Origin of the sequence: Micromonospora reichwaldensis (assembly GCF_031845925.1) — a bacterium.
GTDB lineage: Bacteria > Actinomycetota > Actinomycetes > Mycobacteriales > Micromonosporaceae > Micromonospora > Micromonospora reichwaldensis.
The window spans coordinates 18,046-35,677 of sequence record NZ_JAVRFL010000021.1 but is presented as its reverse complement, the minus strand read 5'-3'; the positions used below and the strand labels follow the sequence as shown (position 1 = coordinate 35,677).

Annotated in this window: 14 protein-coding genes, 1 tRNA gene and 1 pseudogene; 5 read left to right on the top strand and 11 right to left on the bottom strand. The window is 74.7% G+C overall.

The window, feature by feature from the left end; translation table 11 throughout:
* Window positions 1-44: 44 nt before the first annotated feature.
* From RM555_RS18460 to RM555_RS31045, 5 genes are all read right to left on the bottom strand, one after another.
* Window positions 45-2,459, bottom strand: coding sequence for a DUF3488 and transglutaminase-like domain-containing protein (locus RM555_RS18460; RefSeq protein WP_396888806.1), 2,415 nt, complete (start codon window positions 2,457-2,459; stop codon window positions 45-47).
* A 2-nt stretch (window positions 2,460-2,461) separates the two neighbouring features.
* Window positions 2,462-3,616 carry a DUF58 domain-containing protein gene (locus RM555_RS18455; RefSeq protein ID WP_311412923.1) on the bottom strand — a complete coding sequence of 385 codons (1,155 nt, stop codon included), beginning with the start codon at window positions 3,614-3,616 and terminating at the stop codon, window positions 2,462-2,464.
* Window positions 3,617-3,628: 12 nt separating this feature from the next.
* Window positions 3,629-4,624 carry an AAA family ATPase gene (locus RM555_RS18450; RefSeq protein ID WP_311412922.1) on the bottom strand — a complete coding sequence of 332 codons (996 nt, stop codon included), beginning with the start codon at window positions 4,622-4,624 and terminating at the stop codon, window positions 3,629-3,631.
* Between the two features lie 27 nt (window positions 4,625-4,651).
* Window positions 4,652-7,285, bottom strand: a complete 2,634-nt coding sequence (locus RM555_RS18445) for a fibronectin type III domain-containing protein (protein ID WP_396888800.1) — start codon at window positions 7,283-7,285, stop codon at window positions 4,652-4,654.
* Between the two features lie 155 nt (window positions 7,286-7,440).
* Entirely contained in the window at window positions 7,441-8,235 is a 795-nt protein-coding gene (locus RM555_RS31045; RefSeq protein WP_396888805.1) for a fibronectin type III domain-containing protein, read from the bottom strand.
* Between RM555_RS31045 and RM555_RS18435 the strand changes: the two genes are divergently transcribed.
* Together RM555_RS18435 and RM555_RS18430 are read left to right on the top strand one after the other, a co-directional pair.
* The gene (locus RM555_RS18435; protein ID WP_311412999.1) at window positions 8,213-9,460 is read left to right on the top strand and encodes a hypothetical protein; all 1,248 of its coding nucleotides are present in this window, start codon (window positions 8,213-8,215) and stop codon (window positions 9,458-9,460) included. The two genes, RM555_RS31045 and RM555_RS18435, sit on opposite strands and share 23 nt — an antisense overlap.
* A gap of 735 nt (window positions 9,461-10,195) precedes the next feature.
* The gene (locus RM555_RS18430) at window positions 10,196-10,453 is read left to right on the top strand and encodes a hypothetical protein (RefSeq protein ID WP_311412998.1); all 258 of its coding nucleotides are present in this window, start codon (window positions 10,196-10,198) and stop codon (window positions 10,451-10,453) included.
* A gap of 263 nt (window positions 10,454-10,716) precedes the next feature.
* Here RM555_RS18430 and RM555_RS31040 read toward each other — a convergent pair.
* Window positions 10,717-10,863: pseudogene (locus tag RM555_RS31040) on the bottom strand (hypothetical protein); the annotation flags it as partial.
* 249 nt (window positions 10,864-11,112) lie between these two features.
* Between RM555_RS31040 and RM555_RS18420 the strand changes: the two are divergent.
* Window positions 11,113-11,196: transfer RNA gene (locus tag RM555_RS18420), tRNA-Leu, on the top strand.
* 271 nt (window positions 11,197-11,467) lie between these two features.
* Here the strand turns inward: RM555_RS18420 and RM555_RS18415 are convergent.
* The 3 genes from RM555_RS18415 to RM555_RS18405 all read right to left on the bottom strand — a co-directional run bounded on the left by RM555_RS18415 (window position 11,468) and on the right by RM555_RS18405 (window position 13,579).
* Window positions 11,468-12,196, bottom strand: coding sequence for a GAF and ANTAR domain-containing protein (locus RM555_RS18415; protein WP_311412921.1), 729 nt, complete (start codon window positions 12,194-12,196; stop codon window positions 11,468-11,470).
* A gap of 97 nt (window positions 12,197-12,293) precedes the next feature.
* Window positions 12,294-13,019, bottom strand: a complete 726-nt coding sequence (locus RM555_RS18410) for a GAF and ANTAR domain-containing protein (RefSeq protein WP_311412920.1) — start codon at window positions 13,017-13,019, stop codon at window positions 12,294-12,296.
* Between the two features lie 119 nt (window positions 13,020-13,138).
* Entirely contained in the window at window positions 13,139-13,579 is a 441-nt protein-coding gene (locus RM555_RS18405) for a sigma-70 family RNA polymerase sigma factor (RefSeq protein ID WP_311412919.1), read from the bottom strand.
* A gap of 282 nt (window positions 13,580-13,861) precedes the next feature.
* Here RM555_RS18405 and RM555_RS18400 point away from each other — a divergent pair, with 282 nt between their 5' ends.
* Window positions 13,862-14,902, top strand: coding sequence for a zinc-dependent alcohol dehydrogenase family protein (locus tag RM555_RS18400; protein ID WP_311412918.1), 1,041 nt, complete (start codon window positions 13,862-13,864; stop codon window positions 14,900-14,902).
* 253 nt (window positions 14,903-15,155) lie between these two features.
* Here the strand turns inward: RM555_RS18400 and RM555_RS18395 are convergent, their stop codons facing one another.
* Complete coding sequence (locus tag RM555_RS18395; RefSeq protein WP_311412917.1) at window positions 15,156-15,701, bottom strand: universal stress protein; 546 nt, start codon at window positions 15,699-15,701, stop codon at window positions 15,156-15,158.
* Window positions 15,689-16,177, bottom strand: a complete 489-nt coding sequence (locus tag RM555_RS18390) for a hypothetical protein (protein ID WP_396888804.1) — start codon at window positions 16,175-16,177, stop codon at window positions 15,689-15,691. The genes RM555_RS18395 and RM555_RS18390 overlap by 13 nt, the downstream gene beginning before the upstream one ends.
* A 955-nt stretch (window positions 16,178-17,132) precedes the next feature.
* Between RM555_RS18390 and RM555_RS31035 the strand changes: the two genes are divergently transcribed.
* Window positions 17,133-17,600, top strand: coding sequence for a DUF1003 domain-containing protein (locus tag RM555_RS31035; protein WP_396888803.1), 468 nt, complete (start codon window positions 17,133-17,135; stop codon window positions 17,598-17,600).
* Window positions 17,601-17,632: the final 32 nt, after the last annotated feature.

The window sequence follows — 17,632 nt, the reverse complement described above, 5'->3', positions numbered from 1 at the left end:
CGGGACGGCGGCAGCGACGGCGATGGATCGCGTCGCGGAGGGGATCAGCGCGGCCAGCGCAGGGGACCGGGGCGCACCGACCAGAGGAGGCGCCGCCACCAGGGGCGGGCGGCGCGCAGCGTGGCGACGTAGTCGGCGGCCGTCGCCACGGCCCGCGCGGCCTGCTCCGCCGTGGCGGTGCCCGGGGCGAACGCCGTCCGGTTGAGCAGCTCCGCCAGTTCCTCGACGTCCGCCCCGACGGGGAGCACGGCGCGGGCGTGCGCGGCGACCTCGGAGGCGGAGAGGTCCCCGCCGACCGGGTGCCCGGCCAGCCGCAGCGCGTCGGTCACCTCCCGCCAGGCGCCGGCGATGCGCTGGCCGGGGTCGCCCCGCTCCAGCCGCGCCCGGGTCAGTGCCCGGCGCATCAGCAGCAGCGCGAGCAGCGCGGCCACGACCAGCAGCAGCATGCCGCCGCTCCCGCCGCCGACCAGCAGCGCCGTCGACGGTCCACCGGAGCCGGCCGGCCCGCCCGGCGCGGCGGCCGGTTCCGGGGTGGCGGTCGGCTCGACCGTCGGCTCCGGCACCTCCGACGGGGGCGGCTCCTCCGGCGTGGGGCGGAAGTCCTCCTCCACCGGGCGCGGTTCCTCGTCGGGCCTGGGCAGCGGGTCGAACGGCACCCAGCCCAGCCCCTCGAAGAGCACCTCCGGCCAGGCGTACGCGTCGCCGGCCCGGACCGGACCGTCGCCGGCGGCACGAAAGCCCACCACCACCCGGGTCGGCAGCCCCGTCAGCCGGCCCAGCACGGCGAACGCCGCCGCGAACTGCTCGGAGGTGCCCCGCTGCCCGCCGGCGTTGCGGGGTCCGAAGAGGAAGAAGTTCAGGTTCGGGTACGCGTGCCCGCTGGGCGCGTCCGCGACGAGGCGGTAGTGCTCGGCGAGGAACTGCTCCACGGCGGCGGCCCGCGCGTACGGGGCGCCGTTGGACTCGGCGAGCTGGGCGGCGAGCCGGCGCAACGGTTCCGGCACCCCGTCGGCGACCCGCAGCACCCGGGCCACCTCCTCGCCGGCCGGCACGTCCGCCGTGGCGAGCAGGTTGAAGTCGGGCGTCTCCAGCGCCGACGTCACGCCGTAGCGCAGCCCCGGGGTCAGGCCCTCCGGGCGGATGAGCGTCCCGGTCGTCGGGTCGTACGCCACCCGGGCGCCGGTGACCTGGCGCGGGGTGGCGACGGCGGGCAGCAGCCGGCCGCTCAGCCCGGCGACGGTGATCTCCTGCCGTACCGTCTCCACGGTGCTGTCGGCCGCCGGCGCCGTCACGGGCAGGATCCGCCCCGCGTTGCGGTACGTGGCGCCGACGCGCCAGGTCACCCCGTCGTAGTCGCTGAGCACCGCCAGCCGGACCGGCACCGGGCGTGCGGCGGCACCCGGCCCCGGGGTGGGCCCCGGCTCCCCGGCCGGCACGGAACCCGACGGGCCCGACCGTTGCGTACGCACGTCGAGCAGCTGCTGCCCCGGGTTCAGCGCCCAGCCGGAGATCCGGATGAGCGGGTTCTCGTCGAGGGTCTCCACCTGCGGCGGCTCGACGTACCGCCGGGGGTCCACCGGCCGGCCGTCGACCTGGCCGGCGAGCAGCGGACCGAGCAGCGCGACGAGGCCGACCACCACCGCGAGGCCGGCGGCGGAGGCGGCGGCGAGCCGGGCCCGGACGGCCGCGCGGACCGCCGGGGCCAGCCCGGCGGCCGCGTCGGCGCCGGCCGCCCCGCGCGGCGGCACCGCCAGCCCGAGCACCGCCACGGCCACGAGGGCCAGCGTCGGCCCGATCGCGGGATCGGCGTTCGGGCCGACCACGTAGAGCGCGGCGGCGTAGAGCAGCACCGGCGGCAGGTAGCCGAGCAGCACCCGACCCGCCCGCATCGCCACCTCCGCCCCGGCGAGACCGGCCAGCCACGCGGCGACCAGCGGCACCAGCACCGTGTCGGGGGTCGGCTCCACCGGGATCATCGCCGTCAGCAGCCGGGGAATGCCGTTCGCGGCGGCGTCCGCGCTCACCTCGGCCAGGCCCCCGGGCAGCTCGGCGCGGGTCGCGGTGAGCCGCAGCGACCAGGCCGTCCAGCCCGCCATCGCGAGCACCGACACGGGTGCGACCAGCCACGAGGGCAGCCGGCGGGCGGCCACGCTGACCAGCACCGAGCCCACCGCCGCCCCGAGCACCAACCAGGTCAGCAGCGGGCCGGCGTAGACCCGGCCGAGCACCGCGCCGGCCAGGCCGATCATCGCGATCAGCGCCAGCGGCACCGGGACCGCCCGCAGCGCCCGCGCCAGCGCCCGTCCCACCCTGCCGGCACCGCCGCCAGCTCCGCCGCCGCCAACCCCGGCCGGTCCGGTGGCGCCCGTCGTGCCGCCCCCGCCGGCGGCACGCCCCGCCGCGTCGTCGGGCGCGCCGCCGGCACGCCCCGCCTTGCCGTCGGGCGCACCGCCGGCCACCGTCACCACCTGCGCACCCCGTCCCACTCGGCGGCGAACGCCGCCCCGTCCGCGGCGTCGATCACCACCAGACCGGCCGCGCCCGACGGCGCCGGCTCCGCCGCCCCGAAGACCCCCACCACCACCGACGGGTACGCGGCCCGTAGCGCGCCCACCGTCCCCAGGTCGTCCCGGCCGCCCGGCCCGGTGAGGAAGACAAGCGTGTCGCCGAGCCGTTCCCGCCGCAGCCGACCGGTGGCGGGCTGAAGGTCGCCCCCGTCGGCGAGTTCCGCCGCCGCGAGCCGGTCCAGCGGCCCCTGCGCCACCGCGTCGCCGCCCGCCGGTTCCGGTGCGACCAGCAGCAGCACCACCGGCAGATCCTCGCGGTACGCGGCGACCAGCACCGAGGCGGCGGCCTCACACGCCGACTCGAACGACTCGGCCACCCCGGCCAGGCGCTCCGGGTGGGCGGCCGTCCGGTTGTCCAGCAGCACCACGATCCGGGGCAGGCTGGTGTCCACGTTCTCCCGCACCATCAGCTCGCCCACCCGGGCGCTGGTCCGCCAGTGCACCCGGCGCAGCTCGTCACCGACCACGTACTCACGCAGCGAGTCGAAGGTGATCGACCCGTGCGGCACCTTGTCCACCCGCCCGTCCAGGCTGCGCCCCGCCCCCGTAGGCACCGCGTTCAGCGGGTGCACGCGCGGGTGCACCCAGACCGGCACCGTGCCGCCGTACGGGCGGGCCAGCGCCACCAGGCCGAGGGGGTCGCGCCGGGTCACCCGCAGCGGCCCCACCGGCACCACGCCCCGGCGGGCGGTCGGCACCTCGTAGCGGACCGTGGTGTCGCGGCCCGGTCGCAGCCGCAGCAGCGGCACCGGAACCGACCGGTCCCCGCACCGGTCCTCGGCCACCAGGCTCGCCGCCCGCAGCCGCCCCGCGTTGCGCACCGTCAGGGTCATCGCGGCCGGCTCTCCCCGCGCCACCCGGTCCGGGTCGGCGCTGCGGGTCACCTCCAAACGGGGCCGCCAGGCCGCAGTCAGCACGGCGTACCCGACGGCGATGCCGGCCGCCGCCCCGAGCAGCGTCAGCTCCGGGTACGCGAAGCGGAAGCCGACGCCGAGCAGCACGACGGCGGCGACGAGCAGCCCGACACACCGGGCGGTGAGCGCGGACACCGGCGTCGCCGGTCAGCCCTGGACCGGGGCCGGCTGGCCCGAGGGGAGCGGCACCGGAACCGAGGCGACCGCCTGGCGCAGCACCTCGGCGGCGGTCACCCCGCGCACCTGCGCGTCGGGGGTGAGCAGCAGCCGGTGCGCGAAGACCGGCTCGGCCAGGGTCTTCAGGTCCTCCGGCATGATCCAGCCCCGCCCGTCGATCAGCGCGTACGCGCACGCCGCCCGGGTCAGCGCGATCACGCCCCGGGGACTGACGCCGACCCGCACCTGCGGGTGGGTGCGGGTGGCCGCGGCCAGCCGCACCGCGTACGCGTAGAGCGGCTCGGCGATGTGGACCCGGCTGGCCATGCGGACCATCTCCCCGACGGTGGCCGTGTCGGTGACCGCCGTCAGCGCCTCGGGGGAACGGACCGTCGCCCCGCGCAGCACCTCCACCTCGACCGCCTCGTCGGGGTAGCCGACGGAGAGCTTCACCAGGAAGCGGTCGAGCTGGGCCTCGGGCAGCCGGTACGTGCCGTCCATCTCCACCGGGTTCTGGGTGGCCACCACCAGGAACGGCTGCGGCACCGGGTGCCGGACGCCGTCGACGGTGACGGTGCGTTCCTCCATCACCTCCAGCAGCGCCGACTGGGTCTTCGGCGACGCCCGGTTGATCTCGTCGGCGATGACGATGTTGGCGAAGACCGGGCCCGGGTGGAACTCGAAGCCCCGGGTGGCCTGGTTGAAGATCGTCACCCCGGACACGTCGGAGGGGAGCAGGTCGGGGGTGAACTGGATGCGCCGCCACTGCCCCTTCACGGTCGCCGCGACGGCCCGGGCCAGGGTGGTCTTGCCGACCCCCGGCACGTCCTCCAGCAGCACGTGCCCCTGGGCGAAGAGCGCGGTCAGCGCCAGCCGGACCACCTGGGGCTTGCCCAGCACCACCGCGTTGACGTTCTCGGCCAGCCGGGCGGCGAGGGCGGCGAAGCCCTGCACCTCCTGCTGGGTGAGCGGTTCTGGGGTGTTCACGCGGGTGGTGCTCCTTGCCTGGGTGGGTCAGCAGGTGGGCAGGTCCTTGATGTTGTCGCCGCCCTCCAGGTTGAGCCAGGCCCAGGGGATGTAGTTCTTCCCCTTGAAGTCGACCCGCACCCACCAGGTGCTCTGCTTCTGGTTGTTGTAGATCCAGGAATCGACGTTCTCACCCGACTTCTTGCAGTACGCCTTCAGCCGGGTGCCGGGCTTCGCCCAGCCGGCCTGCTGGTCGTTGTCCTGCCGGGTGACCTTGAAGACCTCGTTGCCGTTGCGGCCGTCGACGTCCCTGTCGCAGTACGTACGCTGATCGCCGTCCGGCCCGTTCTTGCAGGTCGCGATGCCGTAGAGGGCGTCGGTCGCCTGGGCGCGGCTGCCGGTGCCCTTGCCGGCGGCGTTGCTCGCGGTCACGGTGAACGTGTACGCCGTGCCCGGGGTCAGGCCCGTCATCGTGATGCTGGAGCAGTTGCCGGTCTTCGCCGGCTCACCGGCCGTGCTCAGCGAGCAGGTCGCCTTGCCGCCGCCGGCGTCCACGGTGAACGTCACCGTCGCCGACGTGGCGGTCGCCGAGGAGCCCGTCACGGTGACGCGCGGCTCGGCCACCGTGCGGGCCGTGGCGGTGGCCTCCGGACCCGGGCCGGCCTCGTTGACCGCCCGCACCTTCACGGTGACGTTCTGGCCGTTGCCCAACCCGTCCACCGTGGCCCGGGTGTCGGTCACCTCGCTGCTGCGCCCGCCCACGTCCACGACGTACTTCGTCACCGGCCGGCCGTTGGCCACCGCCGGGGACCACTGCACCGCGACGGCGCCCGGCCGGTCGGCCACCGTGGTCGCGCGCAGGTCGGTGGGCCGCTCCGGCGGCGCGTACGGCACGACGGTGTTGCTCACCGGCGAGGCCGCCGAGCCGGCGCCCCGGTCGTTGACCGCCACCACCGTGAACGCGTACTGCGTGCCGTACTCCAGCTCGCCCGCCGGCACCACCAGCTCGGTCCTGCGGGACTCGCCGGCCGGGGCGTTGGCGCCCGCCGACGTGGCCGTGACCACGTACTTCGCGATCGTGTTGCCCTGCCCGTTCGCGGCCGGCCACTTCACCAGCACCGTGCCGTCGGGCCGCTCCTTCGCGGTGACGCCGGCCGGCGGATCCGGCACCGCGGCCGTCGGCGTCACCGGGTTGCTGGTCCGCGCGGGACCGTCGCCCTTCGCGTTGACCGCGTGCACCGAGAACCGGTACGTCTCGCCGTTGGTCAGGCCCTTGATCTCCACGGCCCGCTGGTTGGCGCCCACCTGCACGCGCTGGCCGGCGCCCTGCACCACGTACCGGACGATCTCCGCCCCGTTGGCCGGAGCCGGCCGCCAGCTCACCCGGGCCTCCGCGTTGCCGGCGGCGGCGGTGACGCCGCGCGGGGCGCCCGGCTTGCCCACCTCGGGCTTCTTCGGCGGGGGCGGCGGCGGGGGAGCCGGCGGCGGGTCACCGCCGAGCACGTCGTTGGCGTACTTGTCGACCTCGCGGACCTGGTGCTTGTCGTCCACCACCTGCGCGGTCGCCGAGTCGGGAGCGTTGATGAAGAGGTGGTTCTCCCGCACCTCCAGCTCCAGCGGCCCGGTGCCCCGGCCCCGGATGGTGTCGACGAGCTGGCCGCCGGAGTCGAACGCGTAGACCGTGCCGGACGCCTCGTCGGCGCAGTAGTAGCGGCCGGCCCACGCCACGGCCGGGCTGAGCTGGTCGCCCGCGCCCGGCACCGTGAACGCCCGCACCGCGCCACCACTGTCGACCACGTGCACCCGCCGCTCGCCGGGCACCGTCACGGGCACGTCCGGCCCGCTGGTCCGCGCCGGCAGCGCGCCCGGTGCGGCCATCGTCAGCGGCGTCTTGTGGACCTTGCCGCCCTGCACCCGCACCAGCGTCCCGGCCGTACGGTCGAGCACGGCGACGCCGTCGTCCAGGGTGGAGAGGACCAGCTCGTGGCTGGCGTCCGCGACGTCGTACGTCTCGACCTTCTTCGGGCTGAGACCGGCCCCGGCGGGGGCCGCCGACGCGGGCGCGGACGGCAGCGGCGCGGCGGTGACCGCCGAGACGGTGCCCTCGCTGGGCACCGCGATCCACAGGCGCCCCTCGCCGTCGAAGGATCCGCCGGTGATGCCCGGCGGGTAGCGCACCGGCTCGCCGATCGGGGTCAGCGACCGCGGGTCGAGCTGCCGGACGACGCCCTGCACGGCGTCGACGACGAACGCCGCGTCCTCGTGCAGGGCGACGTTGACGCCGAGCCCCGGGGTCGTCCGGGTGGTCGCGGTGATCTGAAGGGTGGCCAGGTCCAGCGAGCTGACCTGCCCGGTGTTCAGGTCCCGCAGGACCAGCAGCCGGTCGGTCTGGGCGACCTGCACAGGGTGCCGGCGGGCGCCCGGGACCCCGACCCGGGTGTCGACCCGCGCGGTGATCCCGTTGACGCGGGCCAGCTCGCTGCGCGCGGCGCTCCACAGCCAGGAACTCGCGTCGTGGCTCGCCACCGCGTTGTCCGCCGCGCCGAGGCCGTGAACGGTGAGCCCCATGGCGGCCAGCAGCGCGGCCACCGTCGCGATGGTGACGACCCCGCCGCGCATCCGGCGGGGCCGGGGACGCGGGAGGCCGGTGCCGGCGTGCCCGGCGTCGTCGATGGTGGCCACTACCGGCTGCCTCCCGTGTCGTTCCTGGCAGGTGGCACGCCATGACGGCGACCCTCCCCTGAGCCGGGTGCCATCATATGGCCGGGTCGGTGGCATGGGAACCCGCACCGTCCCCCTGTGGACACCGAGCGTGTGCGCCGCGCCGTGGTGGCCGGTCAGCTCGACGGCGTGTCGCCCTCCCGTTCCGTGCAGACCTGCCCCGACGTGGCGAACGAGTCCGTCGAGTAGACCGCCAGCACGGTGAAGCAGTAGTCCACCCGCGAGTTCAGCCCGTTGACCGTGTAGCTGGTCCGGCCCGGGTCCACCGTGGCCATCACACCCAGCGCCTGGCCGGTCCGGCCGCCGGCCACCATGAACGGCACCCCGCCACCCGCCGGGTCCGTCCAGTTGAGGGTGATCGTCGCCGAGTCGTCCTTCAGCGTCAGCCCGCCCGGCGGCGGGCCGGCCGCCGACGCGGACGGCGCGGCGGCCGACGGCGCGGCGGGTCCCGCCGGCGCCGCCGCGTCCCGGTTGAGCACCAGCACGCCCACGCCGACGAGCGCCACCACGGCCAGGACCGCGACGACGACCGCGACGATGACCGCCGTGCGGTTCCGGCCGCCCTCCTCGGGCTCCGGCATCATCGGGTACGCCGGCGGCGGCGGGAAGGCCGGCGCCTGCTGCTGCGCGGGGTGCTCGGCCGTCGACCGGGTCCGCACGGGCTGCGCCTTCATCGGGAACGTCTCGTCGATGTCGAGGTACGCCGGTGGCAGGTCGTCGACCCGCTCCCGCTCCGGCTCCGGCTGCTCCACCTCCTCCCGCTGCCGTTGCGACTCGGCCCGCTCCAGCTCCTCCTCGACGTCCGGCTGCTCGGCGTCGGCGCCGGCGTCGGTGGTCGCACCCGTGAGCGCCTGCGGGGGAGCCGTGCTGCTCCACGGCGGCGCGGACATGCTCCACGGCGGCGCGCTCACCGGCGGTTGCACCCCGGGCGGCGCGCTGAACTGCTGCGGAACAGCGGGCGGCGCGCTGACCGGCGGTGGCATCACCGACGGTGGGGGCGGGATCGGCGGCAAGGGGGGAACCGGCGGCGTACTGACGCCCCGCGGCGGAGCGCTGAACGGCGGGCCGCTCGTCGGGTGCGCGGGCGGTGTGCTGAACGGTGGGCTGCTCGTCGGGTGCGCGGATGGTGCGCTGACGGGGGGCGCGGGCGGTGCGCTGACGGGCGGGCTGCTCGTCGGGTGCGCGGGCGGGGCGCTGACCGGAGACGTCGGTGGTGCGCTGACGGAGGACGACGGTGGTGCGCTGACCGGTGGTGCGCTGACTGGCGGTGCGCTGACCGGTGGTGCGCTGACCGGTGGTGCGCTGACCGGTGGTGCGCTGACCGGTGGTGCGCTGACCGGCGGTGCGCTGACCGGCGGTGCGCTAATCGGCGCGGCGCTGACTGGCGCGGCGCTGACTGGCGGTGCGCTGATCGGCGCGGCGTGTGCCGCTGCCGGTGGCGTGTCGAGCGGTGGCGTCTCGGATGATCGGGCGGGGCTGACCGGAGCATCCGGTCCGGCGGAAGCGCCGGCGGCGCGAGCGATCTCCTCGGCGAGCAGCGGTTCGATCTGCTTGACCTGGATGGTCGGCTTGGCCCATCCGGGCGCCGGCCCCGCCGGGCGCTCCGGCGTCGCCGCCTCCGCCTCTGACGCCGCCTCCGCCGCCGAGGCGGTCGTCTCCGGGGCCGCTGTGCGCGGGGCCTCGTCGACGGAGCCGGTCAGCCGCGAGGACCGGACGTCCGGCGCGGCAGGCTCGGGAGCCGGCGCGCTCGGTCCAGGCGACGCGGCGCTGGTCGTACCGGTGGTGGAGGACGGTTCGGCGGCGGGCCCCGCTGTCGGTTCGGGCGGCGTGGTGCTCGACGGTGACACTGCTCCGGGCGCCGCCGTCCCGGCCGACGGGCCGACGGCCGGAGACGGCTCGTCGGCGGCCCGGTGTCGCGGCGCAACGGCGGGTCCCGTCGGGGGCACCGCAGCCCTCGCCTGCGCGGGCGGCTCGGCGCCGGCCGGGGAAGGAACGGGCGGCTCCGGGGCGGCCGGCGCGGCCGGCACGGATGGGGCGGGTGGCTGCGGCGTGGCCGGCACGGGTGGCTCCGGCGTGGCCGGCACGGGCGGGGCGGGCGGCTCCGGCGCGGCGACGACGGGAGCGGCGGCCGCGTGACGCGGGAGCGGCGGAGCGGGTGGGGGCACGGCAGGCGGAGACGACACCGGGGCCGCTGTCGCTGGCGGGGCCGGCGGCTGCGCCGTCCTTGGGGCCGGAACGACGGAGGCCACCCCGGCCGTCGCGGGCGGAGCGGGACGCGGCGGGCGCTGCGGCGCAGGTGTGGCGGGACCCGGCATCGCCGGCGGTGGGGTCGGTCCGGGGGCAGGCGCCCAGGGAGACTGCGGAGACGCCGGTGCGGGGCGTTGCGCCGGGACTACCGGGGGCGGCGGCACGGGCGCCGACGGCACCTGAGGGTGCGCCGGGGCGGCGGTGGACGCCGACGGTACGACCGGGGGCGGCGGGATGGGCACCGCCGGGGCGTACGGCGGCTGCGCCGAGGGCGGCACGGCCGGAGGCGGGGGTACGGCGGCCCGGCCCGTCCCCGCTGACGCGGGCACGACCGGCGGCGGCGGGATCGTCGGTGGTGGCGGGATCCGCTGCGGCGGGGCGGCGTAAGGGGTCGCCTGTCCCCGCCCGGGGGCATGCGGTGCCTGCGGCGGGGCCGGCACGTGGGGCGGCGGCGGGGCCCACGCCTGCCGGGGCGGGGCGGGCACCACCGGCGGGGGCGGAACCTGGGCGGCCTGCGGCGGGGCCGGATACGGATGCGGCGGCGCGGGCGGCACCTGCGCCGCGTGGCCGGCCGGGTGGGGCGGCTGCGGGGACGCCGCAGGGTGCGGCGCCGGGGCGACGGGGGTGGCGCGTCCCACGCCGCGTACGCCCGGAACGGGTGGCGGCGGCGGGATCGGCGGGGCGTACGGGGCACCCGGCGGGGCGTACGGGGCGCCCGGCGGGCCGCTCGCGACGTGCGGCGTGGGGTGCGCGGCGGGCGGCTGTGGGGGGCCGGCCGCGGCGGGCTCGTGCGGCCGCCAGGTGGTGGAGAGCACCGCCAGCGACATCGTCGGCTCGGAGAGCGCGGACATGGCGGGCCGCGCGGCCGGCGGGGCGGGCTGAGGGACGGGAGCGGCGTCGCCGAGATACTGCCGTGCCGTGCGTACCGCAGGATGGTCGGCGCCGAGCACGGCGGGCCCGAGGGCGGCGACGCGGGTGTAGTTGCGGCGCGCCTCGTGCCGGTTGCCCAGCTCGTCCGCCACCGCGGCCAGCTCGAAGGAGAGCGCCAGCATCAGCGGGTCGGACGGCGGCCAGAGGCGCTCGCCGGCGGCGAACGCCTCCTCCAGCACGCGCCGGGCGGCACCCGGGTCGTCCGCCTCCCGGTGCAGGCGGGCCAGCAGGTGCGCGGTGCTCAGCACATCCGGGTGGTCCTTGCCGTACGGCGGCCGGGCGGAGCCGACGGCGTCGTTGAGCAGTCGACGGGCGGAGTAGAGATCGCCCGCGGCGCGCAGGGCGAGCGCCCGGTGCTGCACGGCGGCCAGGGGAGAGGGATGGGACACGTGGCCATGCTGCCGCGTGAGGCCTGTCGGACGCTACCCAGGTCCACCGGTTGGCTGCGGCTCACACGGGTCCGGTCACCCGTCCGACCTGCGGCGACCCGTCGGCCGGAAGCTGATGTGCATGATCCACCCGGGCCGTGTACAGTAACTCCCCGTGCGGCCCACCAGGGCGGTCGACGGGTGAAAGATCCCCTCGGTCGACACGGTAGGCTGGACGAGCAGGTCCGGGTGGCGGAATGGCAGACGCGCTAGCTTGAGGTGCTAGTGCCCGTATAGGGCGTGGGGGTTCAAGTCCCCCCTCGGACACGTTAACCCCCACGGGTGGTCTTCACGGTCAGTGAAGCGCTTCGGTGGGGGTTTCTGCTGTTCGGCGCTGGTGCGGGACCGCGGATGCCCGGTGCGCCGGCACCCGGGCAGGGATCTCGGTGATGGTCAGTGTTCCGCCGATTGCGCAGGTGACGTGCAGATCGCGCCAACCGGGCCGTGTGCTGCCACACGATTCGTCGTCCGAGTGGGCGCGGCTGACGATCGACGGTGGAGGTCTCTTCCTTCAGCCGCGTCCGCCTGGGGCTGGTGATCAGCCGCGAGGGTGGGGGACCACGTTCGGGACGAGTTGCTCGGTGCCGTCGACGACTGCCTGAGCCAGCTCCGACAACCGGCGGTTGTGTCTGCGGGCACCGTCGCGCAGCAGGGCGAAGGCGTCACTCACGTCGACCTGGAGGCGTTCGGCGAGGACTCCCTTGGCCTGTTCGATCAGGACCCGGCTGTTGAGCGCGGTCTGCAGTTGCTCGGTGAGGATGCCGCCGCGGCGGATGGCGCGGTGCTGAAGCAGCCCGATGGTCGCCACGTCGGCGAGCGCCTGGCCGATGCGCAGCTTGCCCTCGTCGAGGGCGCCTGGCTGGACGTCGAACAGGTTCAGCGCGCCGATCACCTCGGTGCGCAGCCGCATGGGCAGGGCGTGTACCGCGGCGAACCCCACCTCGGCTGCGGCGGTGGTGAACCTCGGCCACCGCTGCGCGGCGGGCAGGTCGGTCACCGACACCGGTCGGCCGGTGCGGAAGCAGTCGACGCAGGGGCCCTGGTCGGTCTGCAACTGGAACAGCTCCAGCAGCCTGGTCCGCTCCGAGGAGGCGGCGACCAGCTGCAGCGAATCCTGCTGGTCGGTCAGCAGCAACCCGGCCGCCGAGACACCCAGCAGCTCGACGCACCGCTCCGTCAGCACGTACAGGAACTCGAGCACGTCGAAGTCACCGACGAGCGTGTCGGCCATCTCCACGAACACGTCCGTTAGCTGGCTCTCGGCCATGTCACCCACCTTCAGCCACACCATAGACTTACCGGTACGTCGGCGATACCGGACAGGAGGGCGGCTGGTACGTGAGCGGCTCCACCGTCCCCGCTCGTCACGAGTCCCGCTCCGCTGCTAGTTCGGGCTCGAAGCGCAGGCGTCGGCCGACCACGTCGCCCGCCACGTCCCGCAGGCTTCGGTCGTGTGCGTACGCGTAGGCCCGCAGGCGGACGAGCGCCACGTCCACAGACACCCCCATCTGGACGGTGACCATCCCGGTGGCCTGATGCACCTCGGGATGCCGCAGGGCCGGCTGCGCGGGCCAACGCCCGTCCTGGTCCGGGCGGGACTGGGCCGGCCCGTCGAGGAGCACCGCGCACACGGTGTCAGCCAGGACCAGAGCATCGGCCAACTGCTCACCGTCGAGGTCCCCGGCACGCGCGCGGTAGAGATCCAACACACCGAGACGGATCCCGCCGATCTGCAGAGGCAGCGCGAACACCGCACGGACCCCGCCGGCCACGGCGGCCGGCGCAAACGCCGGCCAGCGGGCCTGGCAGTACGGTGCCGTCAGGTCCCCGACCAGGGCGGGGCCGCCACTGGTCGCATCGACGGACGGACCCTCCCCGAAGGTCACGGTCAGCTCCGCCACGCGAGAAGCGACCGGGTCACTGGCCCACAGCACCTCCCGTGGGGTGCTACGCAGGGATACCGCGACGGCGGCGGAGTCGGCACCGGTCACCGTCACCGACACGGCGCAGACATGCTCCACCGCGACGACGGCGCCACGCGCCTCGGCGACGACCAGGTCCCACAACCGAAGCCTGCGTTCGGGACTCATCGGCACGCCGTACCGCGCGAAGACCGGATGGCACGGTCGGACCACGCCCGTCCCGACAAGACCACCGACGGGGCCCGGCACCGTCTGCTCCACCAGTTGGTCGCAGGTGCGTCCACGGTTCAGTGCGAAGGTGCCGGAACGGTCCGGTGAGGTGGCCGGATCGGCGTTCCAGCCCGCGCCAACGGTTCCTTCCCGACAGTGAGAACGAATTCGTGACCGAGCGTGTCGTCGACGCCGGTAGCGCTCCGGCGTCGGTGCTGCTCGAATTCCCTAATCCTGTCCGCGACGTGGCGAGCGGCAATGGCGTTCACCCAGGCGAGTCCGTCGAGGTGGTGCGAGGCGTGCCCCGGCGCGAGCCGCCACACCTCCACGAAGACCGCCCGGGTCACGGCCACCGCGAGCGCCGGACTGTCCAGGCTGTCCGACAGCTGGGTGAACACGGCGCGGACGAGCCGGCGGTAGAAGCGACCGAAGGCGGCCTGGTCGCGGTCGCCGATCCGCTTCACAAGATCACTGACTGTTTCCGGGCCCGGCATGACGACGTTCGGCGGAACCGACATCCGACGCTCCTGGAGGTGTGCCTGCGGCTACGGGGCACCACCAGGGACCAGGGCGGCTGGGACTCCCGTCAGCGTACGCCGGCGGTCAAGCCCGGAGCCAGGCCAGGCCCCCCCGTGGCACTGTGGCCGACGAGGCCATCCGAGCGCAACGCCGCCCGGGTCGGGCACCCGACGCGGTGGAACAGGGAGCCCGCCGCAGGCGCACGGCGCGTACCGTCAAGCTGTCGCTCTGGTCCCCGGTGGCTGCCCACTTCCGCCGCTCGACGGACCTTGGAGTTCACGATGAAGGCACTCGTCTATCACGGACCAGGCGCGAAGGCATGGGAGGATGTCGCTCTCCCCGAGCTCGCCACTGACAGCGACGCGATCGTGCGGGTCGACACGACCACGATCTGCGGTACGGATCTGCACATCCTCAAGGGTGATGTGCCGGCGATGGTGGACGGTCGGATCATCGGACATGAGGCGGTCGGCACCGTCACCCAGGTCGGTGCCGCGGTCCGGACCACCGCGGTCGGCGATCGGGTGCTGGTGTCGTGCGTCAGCGCGTGCGGCGCCTGCCGGTTCTGCCGAGACCGCCGCTACGGCCAGTGCAACGACGGCGGATGGATCCTGGGCAACGAGATCGACGGGACCCAGGCGGAGTACGTGCGTGTTCCTTTCGCGGACAACTCGACCTATCCGGTGCCGGAGGGGGTGAGTGACGAGCAGTTGCTGATGCTGGCCGACATTCTGCCCACCGGCTACGAGGTCGGCGTCCTCAACGGCAACGTCCAACCCGGCGACGTCGTCGTCGTGGTGGGCGCGGGGCCGATCGGGCTGTCGGCGATCAGCGGGGCCCGGTTGTTCAGTCCCAGTCTGATCGTCGCGATCGACCGGTTGCCGGGCCGGCTCGACGCAGCGAAACAGTTCGGTGCCGACGTGCTCGTCAACAACGCCGAGCAGGATCCGATCGCGGCGGTGCGGGACCTCACCGGAGGGCTCGGCGCCGACGTCGCGATCGAGGCCGTCGGAGTGCCGGCGACCTTCGAGCTGGCGGTGGAGTTGGTGCGGCCGGCGGGGCGGGTCGCCAACATCGGCGTACACGGCAGACCGGTCACCCTGCACCTGGAGCGGCTCTGGTCGCGGGACCTGACGATCACCACGGGGTTGGTCGACACCTCCTCGACGTCGACCCTGCTGCGCCTGCTCGCCGCCGGCCGGGTCGACGCGGCGCGCTTCGTCACCCACCGTTTCGGCCTGGACGACATCATCCGGGCCTACGACACGTTCAGCGACGCCGGACAGACCGGAGCGCTGAAGGTCGTGCTCAGCCGCGTCTGACGTCCCGACTGCTGCCCCGCGGTCACGGACCAGGTCTGGCAGCAACGTCAGCCTGCAATTCGTCACCGGGTCACGGCCCGACCGGATACACCGGTCGGGCCGTGACCGTCTCCGGATCAGCGTGCCGCGCCCCCTAGCACGGCGCGCGCCCGGTCGCCGTACCCCGCCGCGACGAGAACCTCGAATCGGCTGGGCACGGTGGCAGTTCGAGAGACGTCGTCGTCGCGCCCTCCGGTCAGGCCGTACGCGGCGGTCATCGCCGACTCCCGATCTCGTCCCGCTCGGGGTCGGTCGGCGGGACCACCACGACCGGGCAGGGTGCGTGCTGAACGCAGTGCTGGCTGACCGATCCGAGCAGCATCCCGGCGAAGGCGCCGTGTCCTCGGCTGCCCACCACCAGCATCTGCGCCCCGTGGGCGGCTTCGAGTAGCGCCTGGGACGGATGGCCGTGCACGACCCGGGTCAGGATCTCCGCGGGTGGCCGCCCGGCGGTCTCGTCCTCGACCGTCTCCGCGAGCATCTTCCCGGTGATGGCGGCGAGGTCGACGTCTTCGAACACCGACGGCGACCACGCGTACGCGAACCCGTACACGGGCGGGCCCTGCCACGCGCTGACGGCTTCGACCGTCGCGCCGGTCAACTGACCCTGGTCGATGGCCCAGCGCAGTGCCGTCCTGGAGCCTGTCGACCCGTCGACGCCGACGACGATGCGCCGGTCTCGCTCCTCGGCCTGGTTCACCGTGTCGTCGTCCTCACGGCCTCTCGGATCCTCGGCACCGGCCGGCCCTACCTGAGCCATGCGGATCGTCGTACCAACGGGGCCTCGGCCCACCGGGCGCCCAGGCCCAGGGTGCGGCCGGCGCCCAGGAGGGCGAGGACGACCAGCACGGCGGCGTAGACGAGGTGGTCGTCCATGAACGGGTTGCTGGCCGGCGGCAGGACCACGGTCCACATCATGACGGTGAGCAGCGCGCCGGCCCCGGCGGCAAGTCTCATCGCGACCCCGAGGAGCAGAGCGACACCCACCGCGAGCAGCGCGCCCATGAACAGCGTGTCCGTCAGCCAGCCACCGGCGATCGAGTGGTAGAAGCCGGTGAACGGGCCGGTGGCCGCCGAACCCAGGAACCCCTCGGTCGGGCTGCCGCCATTGGCCCAGGACCTCGCCGCGGTCGTCTCGTGTCCCAGGCCGAACAGCTTGTCCAGGAAGGCCCAGAGGAAGATCCATCCCAATGCGAGACGGATCCCCGCCAGCAGGTAACGGACCGGTGCGCTCAGCTGCGGACCGGCTCCGCTCGCGGCGGTCGGTGTCGTTTCGCGGCGTGCCGCGGTGGGTGCCGGACCGACCGGTTCACCCGGCCCGGGCAGGTGCCCAGCGACATCGGGCGCCGGTCGCGTCAGCCGGGCGGTTGGTGCGGCGACGCGCGCCGCGCCGTTGTGGTCCTTGGCGATGTAGGCCATCGCGCTCACATTCCCTCGCTGCTCAACTACGGGCCCACAGCCTTAATGACCATGGGTGGTTCCGGTTGCCAGGAAGGCGATCCACAGGCCGCGACATGCTCCACCACGCGTGTGGCGTTGTCGGCGGTGGCGGGGGACCGGTCAGCTCCTGGGCGGATCGACGACGGTGGGCGGTTAGCCACCGGGGGCCCGAGCGACGCCCTCACTCTACGCCCGGTCGGTGGAAAAGGCGCCGCGTGCACTGAGGGTTGTTCACTGATCGGCACGGGCTACGTCCCGAGGTGGGTAGGTGTCGGCTGTGGCGCGCCGCGCGTAGGGTGAGGGCCCCGCCCCGGACCCCGGTGGCTCTGACCGTCTTCGCCGTTGTGTCCTCCCGGCGGAGTTGCGGGCGGCACGCCCTACGCACCACGCCCGGCGCCGGCCATCGACGGCCGCCCCGTCACCGGCTGATTCGATCCGAGCTCGGTTCTCCATCCTGCCGCGGAGCGCCACCGCGGATGTCGCGGTAACGGCATGAGGACGCCGTAGTTGCTGGCCGAACCAGATCGTCGACCGACGGCGGTCGGGCACCCACCCGCCCGGTCCCTGCGTCCCGCGACGCGTCCCGTCAGGACGGGCGGCGGCCACCATGGCCTCGGCACACCATCGGCATCCTGCCAACCAGTACCGGCACGACCACCGCAACGCTGGACAGCGCCTGGCGGACTCGGTAACCGCGGTGTTCGGTTCCTGGCGCTTCATCATCATCCAGACCGGCATAGTCACCGTCTAAATCGGGGCAAACATCATCGCCGTCCTACACCACTGGGATCCTTACCCGTTCATCCTGCTCAACCTGCTCTTCTCCACCCAGGCTGCATATGCGGCCCCGCTGATCCTGCTCAGCCAGAACCGGCAGGTGTCCTTCAGGTGTCGAGGACAGGCAGTGCGGGGCGGAGCAGCGCGAAAGCGGCGGTGGGCGAGACGGAGGGCGCGGATACGGCGGGACGCGTCGTGCGTGAGCAGGTGGTGCTCGGCCGGGTGCGAGCGGGTCCCGGGCCGAGGCCGTCACCGGAGGCTCGACAATCGGGCCCCTGCCGGGCCGAGCGGAAGGGGGCACCGGGGTCCCGAGCGACGACCCCACCGTACGCGCCATGCGCGGGGTCGACGTTGTCGATCAGAGCCGTGGGCCGCGCGGTACGACGGATGCCGCCGACAGGCGTATGGTCAGGTTGTCGCCCTGGACCCCGGTGGCCGGTAGTTGGCCGTTGCGGGCACCTCGACGATCTTCGC